This window comes from Stenotrophomonas mexicanensis (assembly GCF_032911605.1).
Taxonomy (GTDB): Bacteria; Pseudomonadota; Gammaproteobacteria; order Xanthomonadales; family Xanthomonadaceae; genus Stenotrophomonas; species Stenotrophomonas maltophilia_A.
Window position 1 is genome coordinate 286,691 of sequence record NZ_JAWJTG010000001.1, and the last position, 21,092, is coordinate 307,782.

General features: G+C 67.3%; 21 protein-coding genes. 8 read left to right on the forward strand and 13 right to left on the reverse strand.

Annotated features, from left to right (window positions below):
* Positions 1-84: 84 nt before the first annotated feature.
* Both R1L06_RS01370 and R1L06_RS01375 read right to left on the reverse strand, forming a co-directional pair.
* Positions 85-624, reverse strand: a complete 540-nt coding sequence (locus R1L06_RS01370) for a DUF411 domain-containing protein (protein WP_317216710.1) — start codon at positions 622-624, stop codon at positions 85-87.
* Between the two features lie 477 nt (positions 625-1,101).
* Positions 1,102-3,387 (reverse strand): FdhF/YdeP family oxidoreductase, encoded by a 2,286-nt coding sequence (locus R1L06_RS01375; protein WP_317216711.1) that lies wholly within the window; start codon positions 3,385-3,387, stop codon positions 1,102-1,104.
* 243 nt (positions 3,388-3,630) lie between these two features.
* Between R1L06_RS01375 and fdhD the strand changes: the two genes are divergently transcribed.
* Positions 3,631-4,470, forward strand: a complete 840-nt coding sequence (gene fdhD, locus R1L06_RS01380) for a formate dehydrogenase accessory sulfurtransferase FdhD (RefSeq protein ID WP_317216712.1) — start codon at positions 3,631-3,633, stop codon at positions 4,468-4,470.
* Positions 4,471-4,540: 70 nt separating this feature from the next.
* On the opposite strand, the gene R1L06_RS01385 is transcribed toward fdhD, so the two are convergent.
* Positions 4,541-5,077, reverse strand: a complete 537-nt coding sequence (locus tag R1L06_RS01385; RefSeq protein ID WP_032129465.1) for a carboxymuconolactone decarboxylase family protein — start codon at positions 5,075-5,077, stop codon at positions 4,541-4,543.
* Between the two features lie 106 nt (positions 5,078-5,183).
* Between R1L06_RS01385 and R1L06_RS01390 the strand changes: the two genes are divergently transcribed.
* Positions 5,184-6,074, forward strand: a complete 891-nt coding sequence (locus R1L06_RS01390) for an AraC family transcriptional regulator (RefSeq protein WP_317216713.1) — start codon at positions 5,184-5,186, stop codon at positions 6,072-6,074.
* Positions 6,075-6,168: 94 nt separating this feature from the next.
* Here the strand turns inward: R1L06_RS01390 and R1L06_RS01395 are convergent, their stop codons facing one another.
* From R1L06_RS01395 to R1L06_RS01430, 8 genes are all read right to left on the reverse strand, one after another.
* A complete protein-coding gene (locus tag R1L06_RS01395; protein WP_317216714.1) occupies positions 6,169-6,729 on the reverse strand; it encodes a TetR/AcrR family transcriptional regulator in 561 nt (186 codons plus the stop codon).
* Positions 6,730-6,733: 4 nt separating this feature from the next.
* Positions 6,734-8,266, reverse strand: a complete 1,533-nt coding sequence (locus R1L06_RS01400) for an MFS transporter (RefSeq protein WP_317216715.1) — start codon at positions 8,264-8,266, stop codon at positions 6,734-6,736.
* 182 nt (positions 8,267-8,448) lie between these two features.
* Entirely contained in the window at positions 8,449-9,198 is a 750-nt protein-coding gene (locus R1L06_RS01405) for a hypothetical protein (protein ID WP_317216716.1), read from the reverse strand.
* Positions 9,198-9,812, reverse strand: coding sequence for a DUF3299 domain-containing protein (locus tag R1L06_RS01410; protein ID WP_317216717.1), 615 nt, complete (start codon positions 9,810-9,812; stop codon positions 9,198-9,200). Before R1L06_RS01410 ends, R1L06_RS01405 begins: the two co-directional genes overlap by 1 nt.
* Positions 9,802-10,329: a DUF3299 domain-containing protein gene (locus tag R1L06_RS01415; protein WP_317216758.1), complete on the reverse strand. Its 528-nt coding sequence runs from the start codon at positions 10,327-10,329 to the stop codon at positions 9,802-9,804. Before R1L06_RS01415 ends, R1L06_RS01410 begins: the two co-directional genes overlap by 11 nt.
* Before the next feature lie 53 nt (positions 10,330-10,382).
* Complete coding sequence (locus R1L06_RS01420; protein ID WP_317216718.1) at positions 10,383-11,636, reverse strand: ABC transporter permease; 1,254 nt, start codon at positions 11,634-11,636, stop codon at positions 10,383-10,385.
* Entirely contained in the window at positions 11,629-12,324 is a 696-nt protein-coding gene (locus R1L06_RS01425) for an ATP-binding cassette domain-containing protein (RefSeq protein WP_317216719.1), read from the reverse strand. The genes R1L06_RS01420 and R1L06_RS01425 overlap by 8 nt, the downstream gene beginning before the upstream one ends.
* Positions 12,321-12,854, reverse strand: coding sequence for a ZrgA family zinc uptake protein (locus R1L06_RS01430; protein ID WP_317216720.1), 534 nt, complete (start codon positions 12,852-12,854; stop codon positions 12,321-12,323). The genes R1L06_RS01425 and R1L06_RS01430 overlap by 4 nt, the downstream gene beginning before the upstream one ends.
* A 32-nt stretch (positions 12,855-12,886) precedes the next feature.
* Between R1L06_RS01430 and R1L06_RS01435 the strand changes: the two genes are divergently transcribed.
* The gene (locus tag R1L06_RS01435; protein ID WP_046982531.1) at positions 12,887-13,363 is read left to right on the forward strand and encodes a MerC domain-containing protein; all 477 of its coding nucleotides are present in this window, start codon (positions 12,887-12,889) and stop codon (positions 13,361-13,363) included.
* Positions 13,364-13,425: 62 nt separating this feature from the next.
* Here the strand turns inward: R1L06_RS01435 and R1L06_RS01440 are convergent, their stop codons facing one another.
* Entirely contained in the window at positions 13,426-15,558 is a 2,133-nt protein-coding gene (locus tag R1L06_RS01440) for a TonB-dependent receptor (protein ID WP_317216721.1), read from the reverse strand.
* Positions 15,559-15,746: 188 nt separating this feature from the next.
* On the opposite strand from R1L06_RS01440, the gene R1L06_RS01445 reads away from it, so the two are divergent.
* The 5 genes from R1L06_RS01445 (at position 15,747) to R1L06_RS01465 (ending at position 20,092) form a co-directional block, all read left to right on the forward strand.
* Positions 15,747-16,601 carry a helix-turn-helix domain-containing protein gene (locus R1L06_RS01445; protein ID WP_317216722.1) on the forward strand — a complete coding sequence of 285 codons (855 nt, stop codon included), beginning with the start codon at positions 15,747-15,749 and terminating at the stop codon, positions 16,599-16,601.
* Between the two features lie 110 nt (positions 16,602-16,711).
* Positions 16,712-17,089 (forward strand): copper homeostasis periplasmic binding protein CopC, encoded by a 378-nt coding sequence (copC, locus tag R1L06_RS01450; protein ID WP_317216723.1) that lies wholly within the window; start codon positions 16,712-16,714, stop codon positions 17,087-17,089.
* A 10-nt stretch (positions 17,090-17,099) separates the two neighbouring features.
* Entirely contained in the window at positions 17,100-17,984 is an 885-nt protein-coding gene (copD, locus tag R1L06_RS01455) for a copper homeostasis membrane protein CopD (protein WP_317216724.1), read from the forward strand.
* A 45-nt stretch (positions 17,985-18,029) separates the two neighbouring features.
* Entirely contained in the window at positions 18,030-18,728 is a 699-nt protein-coding gene (locus R1L06_RS01460; RefSeq protein WP_277778327.1) for a heavy metal response regulator transcription factor, read from the forward strand.
* Positions 18,725-20,092: a heavy metal sensor histidine kinase gene (locus R1L06_RS01465; protein ID WP_317216725.1), complete on the forward strand. Its 1,368-nt coding sequence runs from the start codon at positions 18,725-18,727 to the stop codon at positions 20,090-20,092. Before R1L06_RS01460 ends, R1L06_RS01465 begins: the two co-directional genes overlap by 4 nt.
* 65 nt (positions 20,093-20,157) lie before the next feature.
* On the opposite strand, the gene R1L06_RS01470 is transcribed toward R1L06_RS01465, so the two are convergent.
* Positions 20,158-21,051 carry a LysR family transcriptional regulator gene (locus R1L06_RS01470; RefSeq protein WP_197615637.1) on the reverse strand — a complete coding sequence of 298 codons (894 nt, stop codon included), beginning with the start codon at positions 21,049-21,051 and terminating at the stop codon, positions 20,158-20,160.
* Between the last annotated feature and the right edge of the window lie 41 nt (positions 21,052-21,092).

Here is a 21,092-nt window from a genome sequence, read left to right on the forward strand (position 1 = left end):
TACAAAGGGCAAGCCGAGCGTGGGCTCGGCTCTACACAGGACGCGTGGAAGGGTGCCGGTCAGGACGACCGGCACCGGCGACTGTCAGCCGCCCTGCCCGTGCTGGGCAAACGGCTCGGTCGTGCCATCGGTACGCACCAGTTCAACGGTGTACGGCTGCACGTAGCCATCCGGCATTTCCATGCCCGGCGAACCGGCCGGCATGCCCGGCAACACCAGGCCGCGCGCGGCCGGCCGCTCCGCCAGCAGTCGCTTGATGTCTTCGGCCGGGATATGGCCTTCAACCACGTAACCACCGATCTCGGCGGTGTGGCAGGACGCCTTGCCGACCGGCACACCCAGCCGGACCTTGATCGGGTTCATGTCATCGGTATTGCGCACATCCACCTGGAAGCCTTCGGCCTTCAGGTGGTCGACCCAGATGCCGCAGCAACCACAGCTGGCGGTCTTGTGCACGATGGCAATGGGCAGTGCCGGGTCCACCTGCGACGGGCTGGACTTGATCGGTGCCGCCGGGGCTTCGCTGGCAACCGGCGCGGCAGGCGATTCTTCGGCAGCGCGCGCGCAGGCGATCGTGGCCAGCACGGTGCCCAGCAGCAGGCCGAGGGAGAGAGAGCGGTTCATGGTGTTGATTCCTTTGCAGATGCGGGCAACGCGGCCCGCTGCCTGCGCATCGAAGGCACAGGCAGAGTCGAGAATGAGTCGAGCAGCTACGGCAGGCGCTTGAGGCCTGCAGGGAATCACACGATGGGAGGCCGTAGCGGATCCGGCAACGGCGGCGATGCGCGTTGCTGGGCGCTGGCTGGTAAAGGTGCCTCACGCCAGGGTGACGCCGGCGTTCCGCTCAGGGTGGCCAGCATGCCAACGCTGGCCGGCGGGCATTCGCACTCATTGCTCTGGCAGACCGTAGATGCTGCCTCGTCACAGCACCCGGCCATGGCAGCGGAGTGCGGCGCGGCGCAGTGGTCCGCGCTGGACTGCGCCGCGTACGAGGATGAGGCAATCGCAAGCGCCGGGGCATTCAGCACCAGGGCAAGGAGGAGCATCCATCGCAGCAGCAGGCCAGGCAGGTTCATCCGCTGATGATAGCCGATGCGCGGGTCACGCAATCGCCGCCACCATTGCGCTCATCCGCACCGGGATCGACTTGGCCGCTGGGGTACCGCTGACCCGGTCGTAGTAGTCCAGCGGCAGCAGCGGGTTCAACTCGGGGTAGTAACCGGCCAGGGCGCCGCGCGGCATCGGGTAGTCCAGTACGGTCAGGCCCTCGATGCGCCGCTGCACGCCATCACCGCTGATGGTCTCCAGGCTGACCAGCGCCTCCTTCTCCAGCCCGCGCGCCAGCCGGTCCTCGATGTTCATGAACAGCACCATGCGATCGTTGTACACGCCGCGGTAGCGGTCGTTGTAGCTGTAGATGGTGGTGTTGTACTGATCGTGCGAGCGCACCGTGGCCAACCGCAGCATCCCGGGATCGTCCACCGGCGCGTCCACGTCCAGGCCTGGCATCACCAGGATGTTGGCCTTGCCGTTGGGCGTGGGCCACACCCGGCGGCGCGGCGGAATGTCCAGGTGGAAGCCGTGCGGCTGCTGGATGCGCTCGTTGAAGCCGGTGTAGATCTCCGGGTACACCGCCGCGATCAGCTCCCGGATGGGAGCGTAGTCATGCATGCACCCCGCCCAGTCGACCTGGCTGTGCGGCAATGTTGCCATCGCCATGCGGCAGACGATCTCGACCTCCGGGAGCACGTCCGTGCTGACCGGCTCGAGCACGCCGCGCGAAGCGGTCACGTTCGACATCGCGTCTTCGATGGTGACGAACTGCTCGCCGGCAGGCGTAACGATGCGCTCCGAACGCGCGACCACCGGCAGGATCAAGGCATCGCGGCCGTGCACCAGGTGACCGCGATTGAGCTTGGTGGCGATGCCCACCGTCAGCTCCAGGCCGCGCATGGCCTCGTACGCGCGCGGCGTATCGGGCACGGCGTGGATGAAGTTGCCACCCATACCGATGAACACCTTGGCGCTGCCGTCCAGCATCGCCTCGATCGATTCGACCACGTGATGACCATGCCCGCGCGGCGGATCGAAGCCGAACACCTGCTGCACGCGATCCAGATAGGCCGGCTTGGGTTTCTCGTCGATGCCGACGGTACGGTCGCCCTGCACGTTGGAATGGCCACGGATCGGTCCGATGCCTGCGCCGGGCTTGCCGAAGTTGCCACGCAGCAACAGCAGGTTGGCCACCTGCTGCAGCAGGGTCGAACCATACTGATGCTGGGTCAGGCCCATGCCATAGCAGATCACCGTGGCCTTGGAGCGGATGTAGATCTCGGCGCAGCGGCGGATCTGCGCCTGGGTGATGCCGGAGACCTCCACTATCTCGTCCCAGTCCTGCGCCAGCACGTCTTCGCGTAGCGCCTCCAGGCCCACCGTGTGTTCTGACAGGAACTCATGGTCGAGCACGCGCTCACCCTGCGCCTCGCGCTCGAACATCACCTTCATCATGCCCTTGATCAGGGCCAGGTCGCCGCCGATGCGGATGTGCACGAACTCGCTGGTGATCTCGGTCGAACCGAACGTGGCCATCTGCACCATGTCCTGCGGTTCGGCGAAGCGGATCAGCGCGCGCTCGGGCATCGGGTTGACCGCCACGATCGGGATGCCCCGTTTGCGCGCCTCGACCAGGTTGCTCATCATCCGCGGCGAATTGGTGCCGGTGTTCTGGCCGATCACGAAGATCGCCTCGGCGTGCTCGAAATCCTGCAGCACGATGGTGCCCTTGCCCACGCCGATGGCCGGCGGCAGGCCGCGGCTGGTCGGCTCGTGGCACATGTTCGAGCAGTCCGGGAAATTGTTGGTGCCGAACTCGCGCACGAAGATCGAATACAGGAACGCGGCTTCGTTGGGTGTACGGCCGGAGGTGTAGAACTCCGCTTGGTGCGGGCTGTCCAGCGCCTGCAGATGACGGCCGATCAAGGCAAACGCCTCGTCCCAGCTGCACGGAACGTAATGATCGGTGGACGCGTCGTAGCGCATCGGCTCGGTCAGCCGGCCCTGCATCTCAAGCCAGTAGTCGGTCTGCGCCATCAGCTCGGTGACCGTGTGCTGGGCGAACAGCTCGCGGCCGGCACGGAACTGGGTGGCTTCCCAGGCCAACGCCTTGGCACCGTTCTCGCAGAATTCCAGCTTCTTGCGTTCGTCGGCATCGGGGAACGCACAGCTGGGGCACTTGAAGCCACCGGGCTGGTTCATTGCCAGCAGCGCCTTCGAGCCCTTGCCGATCACACTCTGCTGCAACAGCACCTTGGCCGTGGCACCGGCGGCACCCCAGCCACCGGCCGGCTGGTTGTAGGGCTTGTAACGCGGCGGCTTCTGCTCGGACATGTTCGGGAACCTGGCGGGAGGAACACAACAATCAACGGCGCGGGATGGGCCGGATGCGGCGTCTGCAGCGCGGCCAGCCCCGCAGTCAAGCACGGACAAGGCCGCTTCGCCAGAGGCAAACGCTGTTTTCAGCGCAGCCTGCCATGGCAACGGTTACACCCGCGTCAGCGCCCGGCCACTGCGCTATTCTCGAAGCCGTGGGTGGTCCACCACCTGCGTATTTCCCTTGCCCGGACGCGCTGCATGCCTGACTCGACCCCGCCGCACACCCCGCCTGCCGGCACGGCCCAGCGCCCGTTGCAGCGCTGGCGCAGCGAGGGGCACCAGCAGCAGGTCGACGTGGTGGCCGAGGAAGTGCCGGTTGCACTGCGCTACAACGGCGCCGCCTTCGCGGTGATGATGGCCACCCCCTGCGATCTGGAAGACTTCGCGCTGGGTTTCTCGCTCAGCGAGGGACTGATCACTGCGCCCTTGCAACTGCTGTCGATCGAGGTCCGCCCGCAGCTGGAGGGCATCGAACTGCAGATGACCGTTTCCGAAGACGCACCCGGTGCCGACCTGGATCCGGCCAATGGCCGCCTGCTGCCCGGTCGCGGTGGCTGCGGCCTGTGCGGCACGCGCCAGCTGGAGGATGTGCTGCGCCCGCTGCCGCAGATCCGCGAGCGCCGCACCTATCCTCATGCCGCGTTGCAGCGGGCGCTGGCCACGCTGGCGCAACATCAGCCGATGAATGCGGTGAGTGGATCGACGCACGCCGCGGCCTGGGCCGATGCCAGCGGGCGGATTGGCTGGGTGCGCGAGGATGTGGGCCGTCACAATGCGTTGGACAAACTGATCGGCGCCCTGCATCACAACGAGCACGCCATCGACGGTGGGTTGCTGGTGATTTCCAGCCGCGCCAGCTATGAGATGGTCAGCAAGGCGATACGTGCGGGTGCCAGCGTGCTGGCAGCCGTGTCCGCGCCGACCGCGCTGGCGATCGACCTGGCCCGCAGTGCCGGACTGTGCCTGGTCGGATTCGCGCGGGAGAGCGGGTTCAATGTGTATACGCACCCCGAGCGGCTGCAGGCGGACGACAGGTAGCGCCGACCACCCCATCTGCTCCCTTTCGACCGGCCCGGGCGGCCCATTGCCACCCGGGCCAGACCGTACCTCAGCGCAGCGCCACCTTCGGGAAGTCCACCGGCACGTCGAACGCCACGTTGACGTAGTTGGTGAACAGGTTGAGCGCCACATGGGCGAGGATCTCGACGATCTGCTCGTCATCGAAGCCGGCTGCGCGCAACGCCTGCACATCACTGTCGGCGATCTGCGCACGTTGCTCGACCACCTTCAGCGCGAAGTCGAGCGCCGCCGAAGTGGCCGGATCGCTGGACTGGCCGATCTGCGCGGCAGCCATCTGCTCGCTGCTGGCGCCGGCCTTGCGACCCAGCGCCGTGTGCGCGGCCAGGCAGTATTCGCAGGCATTGCGATTGGCGATGGCCACGGCTATCTGCTCGCCCAGCAACGGCGACAGGCGACCGCCGCCCAGTGCGCCGAACGAGCCCCACATGCTCTGCAGGGCGGCCGGCGAATTGGCCACAGCGCGGAACATGGCCGGGGTGGCACCGAAGGCGGCGTGGACCTGGCCCAGCAGGGCCTGGCGGTCGGCGGTGGTGTTGGCGGCATCGATCAGGGGGACACGGGACATGGTGGATCTCCTTCGGAAAGCGCCCGGGATTGGACGACCCGGCCATCCTAGGTAGACTCGATGGACGAACCAGACCAGATCAGCCGCCATTGTTGTCCATTCGTCCATGCGCACACTTCCCACTCCCGCAGACCGCTCCGCGCCCGACCGCCTCTCCTCCCTGCTGGAACGCTTCCGGGTGCAGGCCGCGCTGTTCCACAGCGGTCCGCTGTGCGGGCGCCATGTCTTCGAGCCCCAGCCCGGTCGCGCCTTCCTGCACATCCTGCGCCAGGGTGAAATGGAGGTCCGTCATCCCGACGGCGATATCGCGCTGCCCCGGTTGAAGATCGACACACCCAGCCTGCTGCTGTATCCGCAGCCGCTGCACCATGTGTTCTTCAATGCGCCGCTGGATGGCCCGGATTTCACCTGCGCCACGCTCGACTTCGATGGCGGCGCGCGCAATCCCATCGTGCAATCGCTGCCGCCGGTGATGGTGGTGCCGCTGTCCGCGATCAGCGAGCTGGACGACACCCTGCATCTGCTGTTCACCGAGGCCGACCGCCAACGCTGCGGTTCGCGGCTGCTGACCAACCGGCTGTTCGAAGTGGCGCTGATCCAGATCCTGCGCTGGGTGGTGGATCATCCTGATGCGGCCGGGGTCAGCCACGGGCTGATGCGCGGGCTGTCCGATGCGCGGCTCGCACGTACGCTGGTGGCAATGCACCAGGCGCCACAGGACGAGTGGACGCTGCCACGCATGGCGTCGACCGCCCGCATGTCGCGCAGCGCGTTCGCGGCCGTGTTCAAGGAGGTGATGCAGGCCACGCCGGCCAGTTATCTGCTGGACTGGCGACTGAGCCTGGCCTGCGCGCAGCTGCGTGCGGGCGTGGCGGTCAAGCAGGTGGCGATCGAGGTGGGGTTTGCCGATACCGCGTCGTTGTCGAAGGCGTTCCGCAAGCGATTGGGGGCCTCGCCAAGGGCGTGGTTGGCCGCGAGCGCAGCGCAGGCTGGGTAAATGGATGAGGGGTAGAGTCGACTGTCAGTCGACTATCGCGCGAAGCGCGGGGTTTTCGTGGTCGGAGCGAAGAGCAGTCGAGCATGGCTCGACTCTACAGGAGCGACGGTCCATCGTTCTTTGCCAGCAGCCCGGCGATCCGCTCCGCTACCTGGGCGCGCACACTTTCATCCAGCTGCCCTTCGTACATCGCTTCGTAGATCCACAGGCCATCGGCCGCCAGCCGCGCTACGAAATTGTCGAGCGCGGCCGGATCCTGTTCCGCGGCCGACGGTGGCAACGGCGCCCAGCGCCGCACTGCCGGTCCCCACGGACGCTCGTCGGCGTCGGGGTCGGCAGATTCGAGCATGAACATCAGCTCGGCACGGGTGGCACTCTGCGCCGATACACGCACGAAGGTCTGGTAGCGCTCCAGCGCCGTGGCCTCGCCTGCGGTCTTGCCCAGCAGCGACTCCATCGACGCTTCCCAGGCCTGCACCAGATGCTCGTCGATGCCGCGCAGCAACGCTTCGCGCGACGGGAAGTGATACAGCAGGCCGCCACGGGTCAGCTTGGCCTCGGCGGCCACCGACTCGAAGGTCACCGCGCGCACGCCGTCACGATTGATCACGTTGACGGCGGCGTCGAGGATGCGCTCGCGCTTGCTGGTTCTCATCGCGTCATTTTACGCGATCTGCCGCACCCTCGCGGCCACCGACGCGCCCCCGCAGCAGGCGCGCGATGATCGCCGCGCCCACTGCCAGCACCACCGTGATCACCAGCAGCACGATCTGGTAGCCGCGGTCATACGCGGCCGCAGCCAGCGCGAACCACTCGCCCTGCCCGCTTTCGCGTGCGGCATGCAGCGCCTGGGTGAAGCCCTCTCGGGCAAGCTCGGGCATGTCCGCCGAGACCGGCAGGAATGCACCGTACATTGCCGCACTCAGGCTGCCCAGCATCGCCACCGCGAGCAGGCCACCGAATTCGTAGGACACCTCTTCCACCGACGAGGCCATGCCCGCGCGGTGCGCCGGTACGTTGTTGAGGATGGCAGTGGACGCCACCGAGATGGCCGAGCCCATGCCAAAGCCGGTGATGGCCATGCCAGCCACCACCCAGCCAAGGCCGTGCGGGAAGCCGAACGCCACCACGCCGACACCCAGAGCACCTGCGGCCAGGCCGCCGCAGATCAGCGGGCGGAGGCCCACGCGGTGCAGAATGCTGCCACCCAGCAGTGCACTCGGCAGGCTGCCCAGCGCCGCCACCGATACCAGCAGGCCTGCCTGCAGCGGTGTGAAGCCCGCCACCAGCTGGAAACGCTGGGTGGTAACCAGCTGCAGGCCAGCCATCGCAAACAGGGTGAATACCGCCGACAGCGTGCCGGCCAGGAACGCCGGATTGCGGAAGATCGCGAAGTCCAGCAACGGGTACGGCAACTGCCGCTGGCGACGTGCGAACGCCGCGCCGCTGATGACGGCCAGCAACAGCGCACCGGCACCCAGCGCATACGACGGCGGCGTGGCGATCAGCGACTTGATGGCCAGCACCAGGCCGGACAGCGCCGCCAATGCCAGCAACGAAGACACCAGATCCCACGGCCGCGAAGTATCGCGCTGGCCTTCCGGCGCCAGCAGCAGCGTGGCCACGAATGCGACCACCACCACCGGCACGTTGATCAGGAACACCGAGCCCCACCAGAAGTGCTGCAGCAGCCAGCCGCCGATGATCGGACCCAGCGCTGCACCGACGATGGCCACCGAGCCCCAGATCGCGATGGCGATGTTGCGCTCTCTCTCTTCGTGGAAGCTCAGGCCGATCAACGCCAACGTGGCCGGCATCATCGCGGCCGCGCCGATCGCCAGGAACGCGCGCGTGGCAATCAGCTGTGCGGCGCTGTCGGCGAAGGCCGCCGCCAGCGAGGCGATGCCGAACACCACCAGGCCGATCAGGAACATGCGGCGGTGGCCGATGCGGTCGCCCAGCGTGCCCGCGCCCAGCAGCAGGCCGGCCATCACCAGCGGATAGGCGTTGATGATCCACAGTGCCTGGCCGGCACTGGCCGAGAGTTGCTCGGTCAGGGTGGGCAGTGCGGTGTAGAGCACGGAGTTGTCGAGCGTAACCAGCAGCAGGCCGGCGGCGACGGTGAACAGCAGCGCCCAGCGACGGGCACGCGACAGGGCCGGAGCACCGGCCAGGGGCTGGGACAAAGCCATGGGAGAACCTGATGGGGGTGGAGTACCCGCATAACTATACAGGATGTCCTGTATAGTTATGACTCGAGGAATCAGCCGATTCAGCTTTTGTAGAGGCGCGCTTGCTCGACTGAACCGCCAGCCAGGCATGGCCTGGCTCTACTGCGTCGGGCGACGCATGGCCCGGCCCCAGCGGGACGCGGCTAGCGGCAGTCTTCCGGCAACGCGGCAATCGCGGACACCACGGCTGCCTGCATGCCCTGCCCCACCGCCATGTCCAGTTCCCCGCCCGTTCCCCCATGCTGGCGCCGCAGCTCGTCCTCGCACAGGCCCCGCACCCGCGCACGCGCATTGGCGCGCAGGCTGCTGCATCGCCAATCGGTGCCACCCAGCGGCAACACCGAATACACCACGCTGTTGCAGGCGTTACCGGCCCGCTGCTGCAGCGACAGGCCGCCGAAATCACGCGGTTCGCTGCTGCGCTGCGGATCGAAATAGCTGTCCGGGAAGGTGCGCGCGTACTGTTCGATGTCCACCTGCATGCTGCGCCCACCGGCCAACGGCATCTGCAGCGGCTGGCCACAACGCGTGGCGTCTGCACGATGCTGGATGTACTGGTAGATCGGCCGGTCCAGCGTTGGATCCTGCTGGGTCACCGTACTGACCGCCGCCAGCACCGGCAACGATGCACGATTGGCCATGCGCGCCAGCAGCCCGGTCTGTGCCGGCTGACAGCGGTCGCGCAACGTGGCCGCCAGCAGGAACAGCACATCATTGCGAAAGGCGTGGTCTTCGCCCAGGCGTTGCTCGATGCGCTGGCTGGCATCGGCTGCCGGTGCCGGAAACGCGACCGCCGGAGGCTCCGGGACTACGGCGCGCCGCTGCCAGCACACCGCCAGCGCCACGCCTGCTGCCGCCAACACCACTGCAGCAATGATCCAGCGCGCGCGCATCAGTTGTGGATCGCCGTCAGCGTCGCCGCTGTGGCGTCGTAGGACGCGCTGGCGATATCCGCATCGAAGCGCTTGACCTGCAGGCGACCGGCCAACCGGTACGGATCCCACAGGTTGCCCAGTGCGATCGGCGTGGCCAGGGTCACATGGATGATCTGGTTCGGCGGCGGTGGCGGCACATGGATGCAGGCCCCGTAGAACGGCACGAACAACAGTTCGTCGACCAGTCCTGCGTCGTTGGTGCCCAGCGGCACCACGTAGCCATCCAGATCCACCACGCGACCGTCGACAGCGTCGACCACGCGCGAAGAGCCGAACTGCTTGGCGCGATCCGGGCTGGAATGGTCGATCTCCTGCCCCGGTGGCGTGCCCGAGCCGGTGTCATCGATCAGCCCGCCCACCCCGTCCATGCCATTGCGTGACAGGCCGATCTGCGGCGGCGGACGCTGGTAGGTCACTTCGTCGGGCCGCAGTGCATCCCAGCGGTCGATGGGCGCCTCGGTCGTGGCCGGCTGTGCCGGTGCTGCGGCGCCGGTGGTGGCTCCCCCACCCGCCTGCGTACACCCCAACAGGCCCAGGCAGCAGGTCAGTCCGATCAGGACGCTACGGTTCATACGGCCTCAGTTGTGCGTCACGCATGGTGTAGGCGGAGCCGGCCAGATCATCGTCCAGCCGTTCGGCGCGCAGGGTACCGGCCAGGAAGAACGGCGAATACATGTCCGGCATCTCGATCGGGCGCGGCAGCACCACGTGCACGATCTGGTTCGGCGGTGGCGGCGGCACATGGATACAGGCGCCGTAGTACGGCACGAACAGGAATTCGGTCAGCCGCCCGTCCTCCGCGTTGGCCAGCGGCACTACATAACCCGGCAAGCGCACCGGCCGCTGCAATACGGTGTCCACGGTGCGGAACGTACCGAACTGCGGCATGCGCCGGTTGCCGTTGTGCTCCACCTCCGGGCCCTCGCCGCGCTCCAGCGCCGCCAGTTCTTCCTTCGGCATCATCTGCAACCAGTCCAGTTCCTGTTCCTCGGCAGCTGCCGGGGCATCGCGATCGATCACCGGCGACGGTGTCAGCGCCTGCACGCCGGTATCGACCGGGCGTTCGCAGGCGGTCAGCACCAGCAACATTGGCAACATTGGCAACATTGGCAACAGCGGCAACAGCGGCAACCAGCGCATGCTCAGCCCCCGGGTGACAGGCCATCGGCCAGCGTGCGCCGATAGGCCAGCAGCGCCGGTACCAGGCCGGCCACCGCGCTGATCGCCAGCACACCTGCGACCCACGCCAGTTCGCGGCCATCCGGCCAGATGTGGGTGATCGACAGGCCAAAGTTGGCAAGCGCCCAGCCACGCCCCGCCAGGCTGGCCACCACCAGTGCGGCCAGTGCGAGCACGCAGGCAAGCGCGCTGGTCGCCACCGCCTCCACCACCAGCATGCTGGCGATATAGCCCGGGCGTGCACCGATCGCACGCAGCACCGCCATCTCGCGCCGGCGCTCCTGCAGTGTCGAGACCAGCAGCGCCACCAGCGAGACCATGCCCAGCAGCACCACCATTGCACTGATCAGCTGCAGTGCCCGCTCGGCCGTGCCCAGTGACTGCCACAGCTGCTGCAGGGTCACGCCGGGCAGGATCGCCAGCATCGCCTCATCCGGATACTCGTTGATCCTGCGCTGTACCGAGAACGTGGCAATGCGCGAGTTCAGCCCGAGCATGAAAGCGGTGATGCTGGTCGGGGTCAGGTCCAGGTGGCGCGCCTGCTCGGCGCTGACACTCTGGCTGCGAAGCTGCACGCCGGAGCGCCAGTCGACATGGATCGCCTCGATGGCCGGCAGCGAGACCAGCACCGAGGAATCAACCGGCGTGCCGGTGCGCTGCAGGATGCCAGCCACACGGAACGGCTTGTCGGCATGCGTGGCCAACGTGACCGCGCCGGTGCCGTGGGCCAGCACGATCTCATCACCGATGCCGACCTTCTGCGCGTGCGCCACCTCTGCGCCGATCACGGCGTCGTACAGATCGTCGAACGGCCGCCCCTGTGCAAACGCCAGCGCATGTCCCGCGCCGTAGCGGTAGTGCTCGAAGTAGCCGCCACTGGTGCCGACCACCCGGTAGCCGCGCCACGAATCGCCCAGCGACAGTGGCACCGCCCACTTCACCTGCGGCAGCGAGGACAGCTCCTGGTAGGACTGCCAGGACACGTTGTTGGTCGGGTCGCCGATGTGGAACACCGAATACAGCAGCAGGTTCACCGGCCCGGAGCGGGCACCGACGATCAGGTCCGTGCCTGAAACGGTGCTGGCGAAACCTTCATGCGCCTGCGTGCGCACGCGCTCAACACCGAGCAGCAGCACCACGCTGAGGGTGATCACCAGCACGGTGAGGCTGACGCTCAATGCGCGGCTGCGCAGGCTGGCCCAGGCAAGTTCAAGCATGGGTGCCACCTGCCTGGTTGATCTCGGACAGTGAAATGGTGCGGTCGAACAACGGCTGCAGGCTTTCATCGTGGCTGACCACCAGCACCGTGGTACCGGCGGCCCGGCACTGTGCGGACATCAGCTGCAGGAAGGCGGTCGCGGCTTGGCGATCCAGCGCCGAGGTCGGCTCGTCGGCCAGCAGTACTGCGGGGCGGCCGATCAGGGCGCGTGCGGCGGCCACGCGTTGCTGCTGGCCGACACTCAAGGTACCGGCCGCACGCTTGGACAACGCCGGATCCAGCTGCAGCGCTTCCAGCAGACGCAGGATCTCGTCGTCCAGCGGCCCGCTGATGCGCTCACTGCGCACCGGAGAAAAGCGCAGGCCCAGCGCGATGTTGTCGCGCACGCTGAGGAACGGCAGCAGGTTGAACTGCTGGAAGATCACGCCCAGCTGATCGGCACGGAAGCGATCACGCGCGGCACCCCGCATCATCTGCAGCGCGTGACCGGCCACTTCGACGCGCCCCCTGCCGGGAAGCAGGACGCCGGCCAGCAGGCCGAGCAAGGTGCTCTTGCCGCCACCGCTCACTCCACGCAACAGCACGCTGCTGCCCTGCTCTATCAGCAGTTGCGGGATATCCAGCACCAGGCGTGTTGCGTAGCCGAACTGCACATCCTCCAGGGCGATCACCGCTGGCGTGCTCACGGCGCCAGCACCACGCGCAGGTTGTCGGCACTCAGCACGCTGCGGTCCTGGCCGTTGGCGGTCGCACTGTTGACGATGACTTCGTGCAACCCGGGGAACAGCACCGGCAGGCGCACGACCAGGGCGCGCAGTGCACTCGGATTCGTGCAGCGATACTGCAGGTTGGCAGTGAAACCGGCGTGGCGATGTTGCCCGGCCGCTGGCACAGCGGCGGTCGCAGCGAAGCCTTCGGCACTGGCGTCACTGCTGGCCAGGCGGCAGTTGGCGGCGGTGGGCAGGGTGACCCAGCTGCCGCCCTTCAGCAATGCCGTGGCGCGCGACAGTGCCGCCTGCTCGGTCGCGTTGGCGGGCGGTCGCTCGAAATCAAGAATGCCGATACCCGGCGCCTGCAGGGCGAACTCCAGGGTTCCCTGGTCGAGTGCGAGATCGACGGTGGCCTGGCCGTGCACGTGCGGTGCGTGCTGGCGGACATCGTGTGCCTGCGCCACGTTGGCAGCCAGCAGCAGGAAAAGAGCAGCAGGAAGCTTCATGGGGGAGACTCCAATTGTTACTATGTAACATAATGGACCACATCCCCCCGACCCCCGCAAGGGCTCTGGCCCAGCCGCCAACTTCGGCACGCTGGCATCCCCGTTTCGATCTGGCCGGCGCCTGGCTGTCGCTGGCCTGCGCCGCCCATTGCATCGCCCTGCCACTGCTGCTGGCCTTCGTGCCAGCGGCAATGATGGCGCTGCGCTCGTTCCAGCACCCCGGCCACGGTGTGATGACGCTGCTGTTGATGATGTCGCGCTGGGAATGGTTGTTCGCCTTGATGGCCTCGACGCTGGCGCTGGCCAGTACCACGGCCGGGCTGTACCGGCATGGGCGCTGGCTGCCGGTGCGGCTGGCCGTGGTTGGCGCGATCCTGCTGGTGTCAGCGTCGCTGTACCTGCCGTTGAAGGAATCGCTGCTCTGGCATGGCGTGGCCACCGCCTGCGGTGGCGTGCTGCTGGCATGCGCGCACATCGGCAACCGGCGGGCATTGCACGTCCACCGGTAGCGCCGGGCCATGCCCGGCGGGGTGCCGCCATCCACGCTTGGCGTGGATCTACCGTGGATTCGTCAGAAGCGGTAACCCACTTCCGCGCCGAAGATGCGCGGGCTGTCGACCGGGCCGTAATAGTTGCCGTCGCGCCCGAAGGCCAGGTTGTCGAAGATCAGGCCATTGATGCGGCGCTTGTTGGTCAGGTTCTGCACGAACACCCGCGCGCTCCACGGCCCGGTCTCATAGCCCAGCTGAGCACCGAGCACGGCCACTGCCGGCTGGAACGCGCGGTTGCGTTCATCCAGTGCACTGGAGCCGGTGAACTGCGATTCCAGCCGAGCATAGATGCCCGATTCGAACTGATAGCGCGCCGCCAGATAGCCAGTGTAGTGAGGGGTCAGCTTGACCCGCTTGCCATCCAGGTTCTGGTCTACGCTGACCCACAGCTTGGTGTACTTCGCATCGACGTAGCCCACATTCGCCATCAGGGTGAAGCCCGGCAGCACTTCGAACACGCCCTCCAGCTCAGCACCACGCGAACGGATCGAGGCATCCGAACCTACGTAGTCCGACGAGATCGGGCGGCCGTTGGCATCGGTGGCCACCTGGATCTCCTGCCAGTTGTCCGAGGTGATGTGGAACAGCGCACCCCCGATATGGCCACGACCGCCGGCCAGGTTCATCTTGAAGCCCAGCTCATGGCTCCACATGCGTTCGGACTCGTAGCGCAGCACCTTGTCGTTGACCACATCGCTCTGCGCCGCAGCCAGATTGAAGCCACCCGGAATGTAGCCCTTGGCCGAGGCCGCGTAGAAGGAAACGTCGTCAGTGGCGTCGTAGCGCAGCGACACCCGCGGCAGCGTGGCCGAGAAGGTATGCGCCAGCGCGGCATCGCGGTACAGCACGCGGCCACCGGCGCCCAGATCCAGCGCACCGGCACGCTGTTCGGTGGAGCGCCGTGCCTGCTCATGGCGCAGGCCGGCGCTGGCGGTCAGCTTCGGCACCGCCGGGAAGGTATAGCTGGCGGTGGCGAAGACGCTGTAGTCCTCGCCCTTGGAGGTCTGCCGCGGCGCCAGGTTGTAGCTGTCCAGCCCGTGCAGCGCCGGGCCGACGAAGGTGCCGAGGATCGAATCCTTGCTGTTGCGGTAGGTCGACACACCGGCCATCCAGGTCAGCGCCTGGTCGCTGGGCGAGCTGAAGCGCGCCTCGGCCGTCCATTCCTTCTTCCTGTCGTAGATGCGACCGGCCAATGCCGGGCTGTTGGTCATGTCGAAGTCGTAGCCGGCCGAGGTCACCTCCTCGTCCCGCCAGGAAGCGGCCACGTCCAGCGTGCCGGCCTGCAGCTGCCATTGCGCACTGAGGCCGGCCACCGTTTCGTCCTTTTCGGTGCGCTTGGGCGCGTCGTTGATGTAGGTGAAGTCACCGGCACGGCGGCCGCCATTGAGCGATGTGCCGTAGGTGCGGTTGTAGAGGCCGGTATCCAGCGGCAGGTATTCATACTCGAACATGCCCGGCGCGCGGGTGCGCAGGTGATAGGCCAGCGCGTTCACCGAAACGTAGTCGCTCGGCCGCCAGCGCAGCTTGCCCTGCAGGTAGCCTTCGCCGACCTTGCCGCGCGCACCGGAAGGCGTGAGGTTCTTCAGGTAGGCGTCCTCATCGGAGCCCATGAACGCCACCGAGCCGGACAGGCTGCCCGTCTTGTTCAGCGGCCCTGCCAGGAAGCCGTCGAGAGCGGTGCCATTGCCGTTGCCGAACCAGGTGCTGCGCACATTGATCTCGCCCTCGCGTGCATCAGCCGGGCCGCGTGTGCGCACCAGTACCAGGCCGGATTCGCTGTTGGCGCCGTACAGCGTGCCCTGCGGGCCGCGCAGCACCTCCACCGACTCGACCTGGTTGAGCACGGCATTGCTCAGCTCGCGGAACGGAATGCCATCGATGTAGACCGAGGCACGATTGACCAGGAATGGATTGGACTCGATGCCGCGGATCGAGATGAACATGTTGCTGAGCTGGCCCATCGCATTGAACTTGACGTTCGGCGCGAGCTTGTCGAGGTCACGGAACTCGGTGACGCCCGCTTCTTTCAGGGCCTGCCTGTCGAGCACCGTCACCGACAGATCGCTCTTCAGGTAAGGGGTATCGCGCTTGGAACCGGTGACGCGGACACCGTCGAGCGTGGCCGGGTCAGCCTGCTGGGCAAGGGCGGGCAAGGCAGGAACGAGCAGGGATGCTGCGATGAGCGCGGCAGCAGGCGTGGACGACTTCAAAGCGGGAACCTCGACGGATGGAGTGACGGAAGCGCGGGCGGCGGCAGCGCAGGACAAGAGTGTTATCCTGTAACATTCGCGTCCTGCCGCCACTCCATTTCCGTCAGCGCCGCTCCATTCCCGGATCCGTGATGCCCGCCCTCGCCGACCAGCTGCTGCAGGAAACCCGGTCGCAGGCCCCTGCGGCCTACGCCAGCAACGATGGTGCGGTGGTGCTGCTGCGCCATCGCTTCGATGCCAGCGAAGGCGAGATGGGACATCCGCACCAGCTTCGCCTGGGCCTGGCCGTGGACGGCGGCGGACGGCTGCAGCAGCGCACCCTCAACGGCCTGCTGCAGGCGCCGTGGCGGCCCGGCCAGTTCAATCTGGTGCTGCCGGGAGACACCGGCACCTATGCCAGCCCCGCGGTCGATCTGCTCGGCATCGCCATCGATACCCGCCTGCATCCGCAGGATCCGCAGCGGTTGCAACACCTGCAGCCGCTGGCGGCGCGGCTGCACCGCGACCCGGTGATTACTTCGGTGCTGCAGGCGTTGTGGTGCAGCGCGCAGGCTGATGTTTGCCTGCCCGGCTTCCTCGAGCATGGCGCGCAGGTGCTGCTGCACCGCCTGGGTCAGCTTGCCGGTCAGCCGCGCCAGGCGCGTGGCACGGTGTCCCCACTGTCGGCCCGACGGTTGCGGCAACTGGAGGCCTACATCGACGCGCAACACGGCCAGGCGCTGACCGTTCCACAGCTGGCCGCTGCAGTGCAGATGGAGGTCGCGACGTTCGGCCGCGCGCTGCGTGCGGCCACTGGCCTGCCGCCCTATGCGTTCCTGACCGAGCACCGCATGCAGCTGGCGCGCGCCGAACTCGCGCAGGGCCGGCGTGTCACCGAGGTTGCGCTGGCCAGTGGCTACGCCAATCCCAGCAAGTTCAGCGCGGCCTTCCGGCGTGTGGTCGGTTGTTCGCCGTCAGCATGGATCGCGCAGTCACGGGCCCGGTAGTGCCGGCCGCAGGCCGGCCGCCAACATTACAAACTGGTAATGTCCAGGTCAGGGCCTCGAAAGGCGGTGGACGTCACCCTGCAGGCCACTTCCTCATCGGTGATCCGCATATGACCCGCTCCCTGTTCCGCGTCGCCCCGCTCGCCCTGCTGCTGTCCGGCCTTTCGGCCGCGCCGCTGGCGCTGGCCCATCCCAGCCTGGTGCGTTCGACGCCAGCGGCCGATACCACCGTGGCCCCGGCCAGCCAGATCGAGCTGCAGTTCAGTGAGAAGGTGATGCCGCGTGCCACCCGCATCGAACTGAGCATGGACCACGGCCGCATGAAGATGGCGATGCCAACCACGGCGCAGGAGATCTCCGAGGACGGCCACACCCTGCGCGCGCGCTTTGCCAAGCCGCTGCCCGCCGGCAGTTACGCGCTGCAGTGGCGCGCGGTCGGCCAGGACAGCCATCCGATCACCGGCACCTACCGCTTCACCGTGAAGTAAGGCCGCTGCTGTGGCCGAGCTTTCGCCGTATGCGCTGCGGCTGGCGCTGTATCTGGCCCTGATGCTGCTGTTCGGGCGGATGCTGTTCGTCCGCCCCGGACTGCCGCGCAGCGTCTCGCTGGCCCTCGTTCTGGTGGCACTGGTGCTGGTCGGCATCGATGTGGTCACCCGTTTGTCCGGCGTGCTTGGCATATCACCGGTCGACATCGATGGCGAGACAGCGCGCTGGTTTCTTACCGGTACGCCGGTGGGCGAGGCGGGACTGCTGCGCATCCTGGCCCTGCTGGCAATGCTGCCGCTGCTGGCAGTCAATCGCCCGGTACAGGGCCTGCGCCGCCCCGCACTGCTGGCACTCTCGGCGGCGACCCTGGCCAGCCTCGCCTGGAACGGCCACGCCGCTGCTGGCGATGGGGTCGCTGGCCGGCTGCGTCTTGCTGCCGGCATCGTGCACCTGCTGGCGGCCGGTGCCTGGATCGGTGCGATCGCCGCCATCGTACAGTTGGCACTGCGGCGGCAAGGGCCGAGCCTGCGCGAGCGCACCCACGAACTATGGCAGGCCGCGCACGGCTTCGCCCTGCCCGGCACGATCATCGTCGCCCTGCTGGCGATGACCGGCACCTATACCTATGTCGATCTCGGCGGTTCCATACAGACCCTGACCGGCGCCGCGCATGGACGCTGGCTGCTGCTCAAGCTGGCACTGGTGGGTGGCATGCTGGGCCTGGCCGCGCTGCATCGCTGGCGGCTGGTGCCGGCGCTGGCGGTCTCCATCCGGGGTGGCTGGCAGCCCAGGCCACTGCGTTCGCTCCGCCACAGTCTGGCCTGCGAATCGGTACTGGCCGTGCTGGTGCTGGCCTGTGTCGCGATTCTCGGCACGCTGGATCCGCTGGCATGAGACTGCGCAGCCAGCCCACGCCCAAGCTGCGATGATGGGCGCACCATGAAACTGCTGATCGTCGAAGACGAACCCAAGACCGGCAACTACCTGCGCCAGGGCCTGATCGAGGCCGGCTATGTGGTCGACCTCGCCTGCAACGGCGTCGACGGGCTGCACCTGGCCGGTAGCGGCGAGTACCAGCTGGTCATTCTCGATGTGATGCTGCCCGGTCTGGATGGCTGGAATGTGCTGTCGCGGCTGCGCGAGGCCGGCTGGCAGGTACCGGTACTGTTCCTGACCGCGCGCAGCAGCATCGCCGACCGCGTGCAGGGCCTGGAGCTTGGGGCCGATGATTACCTGGGCAAGCCGTTCGCCTTCGCCGAGCTGCTGGCACGCGTGCGCACGCTGCTGCGCCGTGGCCAGGCGCTGCCGCAGGCCGAACGCATCGTCATCGCCGACCTGGTGGTGGATACCCAGCGCCGCCGGGTGGAGCGTGGCGGCCAGCGCATCGCGCTCAGCCAGAAGGAGTACACCCTGTTGGAACTTCTGGCGCGGCGGCGCGGTGAAGTACTGCCGCGCTCGTTGATCGCCTCGCAGGTGTGGGACATGAACTTCGACAGCGACACCAATGTGATCGACGTGGCGATCCGCCGCCTGCGCGCGAAGATCGACGATGACTTCGACGCCAAGCTCATCGTCACCGTGCGCGGCATGGGCTACGTGCTCGAAGCACCAGACGACGGCGCTGTGAGCAACGGATGAGCCTGCGCCGTTCCATCGCGGTGCGGCTGACGCTGCTGTTCGCCATCGTAGCCACGCTGGTGCTGGCCGCATTGGGCGTGACCATCTATGTCAGCGCCCGCCATGACCTTGTTGCCCAGGACTTCATCGAACTGGAGAACAAGGTTGCGTTGATCCGCGATATTGCTGGCAATGGGCCCGCCGCCGCACGCGGCCCGCGGTTGGCAGAGGCGCTCAGCCATCATCCCGATATCGCCTTCCACATCGTCAATGGCCACGGATCCGTGCTGTTCTCGACCGCACCTGCACTGCTGCGCGAGCACGCACGCAGCCAGCCCATCGACGCCGCGCCACGGCGGCACGACTGGATTCTCGACGATGGTCGCTGCATGCATGCCCTGCACCTGCGGCAGACCCTGGCCGACGGCAGCCAGCTGGTCACCCTGCTGGCCATCGATGACGACCGCCATGCCGATTTCCTGCAGCGCTTCCGCCATCTTCTGGCGATCGCCATCATCGGCGCCGCCGTGGCCAGCAGCCTGCTCGGCGGCTACGTAGTGCGACGCACGCTGCGACCGCTGCGCACGCTGGCCGATGAAGCCCGGCAGATCACCGCCGGTCGATTGCAGCGCCGTCTGAGCGCGCGCACGGCACCGGCCGAACTGGAACAGCTGGCACAGACGCTCAACGGCATGCTGGCGCGCCTGCAGCAGGACTTCGCGCGCCTGACCGAGTTCTCTGGTGATCTGGCCCATGAGCTGCGCACGCCGATCACCAACATGCTGACCCAGGTACAGGTGGTGCTGGCCCACCCGCGCAGCAACGAGGCCTACCGCGAGACGCTGGCCTCGTGCGCCGAAGAACTACAGCAGTTGGCGCAGACCGTGGGTGACCTGCTGTATCTGGCGCAGGCCGAGGCGCCGGGCGCACTGCCTTCGCGCGAGCCGGTAGCACTGGATGGGGTGGTGGATTCGCTGCTGGAGTTCTATGACCTGCTGGCCGAGGACCGGCAATTGACCCTGCGCCGCGACGGCGTGGCGAGCGTGGAAGGCAACCGTCTGATGCTGCACCGGGCGATCGCCAATCTGCTGTCGAATGCGTTGAAGCACGCAGCCGTGGGCAGCGAGGTGCGGGTGCAGCTGGTCGAAGGCGATGGCGTGTGCAGGGTCAGCGTGCACAATCTCGGCCCGCCGATTGCCGAAGCAGCACTGCCGCGCCTGTTCGATCGCTTCTATCGCGGCGAGCGTGGCCGCCACGAAGGTGCCGGACTGGGCCTGGCGATCACCCGTGCGATTGCACAGGCGCATGGCGGAACGGTAAGCGTGACCTCCGATGAAACCGGCACCGTGTTCGAGCTGGTGCTGCCGAGCGCATCAGCCCGGTAGTGCCGGCCGCTGGCCGGCAACCTTGGCACATCACGCGTGTTGCAGTTGCCGGCCAGCGGCCGGCACTACCTCATCTGGTCGAACACCCCGGCCACCCAGTCGATGAACACCCGCAGCCGCGGCGATGGTGTGCGGTTGCGGGGGTAGACCAGGCTCAGTGGACTCGGTGTCGGTGGCGCGTCCGGCAACAGCTCGACCAGCTGCCCGCTCGCGATGTAGGGGTCCATCCGGTAGCGCGGTGCCTGGATGATGCCGAGACCCGCCAAGGCGGCACCAAGGAATGCGTCCGCGCCGGAAACCCTCACCCGCGCGGGCAGCGGCACATAGCGCACCTGCCCACCCTGCTGGAACTCAAGCGGAATCAGCTGGCCGGTGGCGCTGGAGCGATAGCCGACCATCTGGTGGCCTTGCTCCAGTGATTCGATGGTCTCGGGCACACCGTGCGCCTGCACATAACCCGGTGCGGCCACCGTAACTTCCCGCAGCATCGTCAACCGGCGCGCCGCCAGATCGCTGTCGGCCAGCGTCCCCACCCGCAACGCCGCATCCACGCCTTCGCGCAGCAGGTCGACATAGCGGTCGCCTTCGCTGACCTCCAGTTCGATCTCGGGGTAATGCTGCAGGAAGTCCGGCAGATGCGGAAACAACAGATGCCGGCCCAGCGTGCCATGCACTTCAATGCGCAGCGGGCCACGCGGCGGCACGTCACGGAACGCGGCTTCGGCATCGTCCATGTCGGCGATCAGGCGCAGGCAACGCCCATAGAACGCTTCCCCTTCCAGGGTGGGCACCACCAGCCGCGTGGTCCGGTGCAGCAGGCGCACGCCCAGCCGCTGTTCCAGTGCTTTGATCGCATCGGTCACCGTGGCCCGCGGCAGGCCCAGGTCCTCGGAGGCCCGGGTGAAGCTGCGGCGCTCGACGATGCGGACGAAGGCGCGCATGGCCGTGAATCGGTCCATTGTTCGGCTACCCGGATGATGTTGGCGGATTATGCATGATT

Coding starts and splice junctions, on each gene's coding strand:
- R1L06_RS01370 (WP_317216710.1), bottom strand. CDS start 624: ATGAACCGCTCTCTCTCCCTCGGCCTGCTGCTGGGCACCGTGCTGGCC.
- R1L06_RS01375 (WP_317216711.1), bottom strand. CDS start 3,387: ATGTCCGAGCAGAAGCCGCCGCGTTACAAGCCCTACAACCAGCCGGCC.
- fdhD (WP_317216712.1), top strand. CDS start 3,631: ATGCCTGACTCGACCCCGCCGCACACCCCGCCTGCCGGCACGGCCCAG.
- R1L06_RS01385 (WP_032129465.1), bottom strand. CDS start 5,077: ATGTCCCGTGTCCCCCTGATCGATGCCGCCAACACCACCGCCGACCGC.
- R1L06_RS01390 (WP_317216713.1), top strand. CDS start 5,184: ATGCGCACACTTCCCACTCCCGCAGACCGCTCCGCGCCCGACCGCCTC.
- R1L06_RS01395 (WP_317216714.1), bottom strand. CDS start 6,729: ATGAGAACCAGCAAGCGCGAGCGCATCCTCGACGCCGCCGTCAACGTG.
- R1L06_RS01400 (WP_317216715.1), bottom strand. CDS start 8,266: ATGGCTTTGTCCCAGCCCCTGGCCGGTGCTCCGGCCCTGTCGCGTGCC.
- R1L06_RS01405 (WP_317216716.1), bottom strand. CDS start 9,198: ATGCGCGCGCGCTGGATCATTGCTGCAGTGGTGTTGGCGGCAGCAGGC.
- R1L06_RS01410 (WP_317216717.1), bottom strand. CDS start 9,812: ATGAACCGTAGCGTCCTGATCGGACTGACCTGCTGCCTGGGCCTGTTG.
- R1L06_RS01415 (WP_317216758.1), bottom strand. CDS start 10,329: ATGTTGCTGGTGCTGACCGCCTGCGAACGCCCGGTCGATACCGGCGTG.
- R1L06_RS01420 (WP_317216718.1), bottom strand. CDS start 11,636: ATGCTTGAACTTGCCTGGGCCAGCCTGCGCAGCCGCGCATTGAGCGTC.
- R1L06_RS01430 (WP_317216720.1), bottom strand. CDS start 12,854: ATGAAGCTTCCTGCTGCTCTTTTCCTGCTGCTGGCTGCCAACGTGGCG.
- R1L06_RS01435 (WP_046982531.1), top strand. CDS start 12,887: ATGGACCACATCCCCCCGACCCCCGCAAGGGCTCTGGCCCAGCCGCCA.
- R1L06_RS01445 (WP_317216722.1), top strand. CDS start 15,747: ATGCCCGCCCTCGCCGACCAGCTGCTGCAGGAAACCCGGTCGCAGGCC.
- copC (WP_317216723.1), top strand. CDS start 16,712: ATGACCCGCTCCCTGTTCCGCGTCGCCCCGCTCGCCCTGCTGCTGTCC.
- R1L06_RS01460 (WP_277778327.1), top strand. CDS start 18,030: ATGAAACTGCTGATCGTCGAAGACGAACCCAAGACCGGCAACTACCTG.
- R1L06_RS01465 (WP_317216725.1), top strand. CDS start 18,725: ATGAGCCTGCGCCGTTCCATCGCGGTGCGGCTGACGCTGCTGTTCGCC.
- R1L06_RS01470 (WP_197615637.1), bottom strand. CDS start 21,051: ATGGACCGATTCACGGCCATGCGCGCCTTCGTCCGCATCGTCGAGCGC.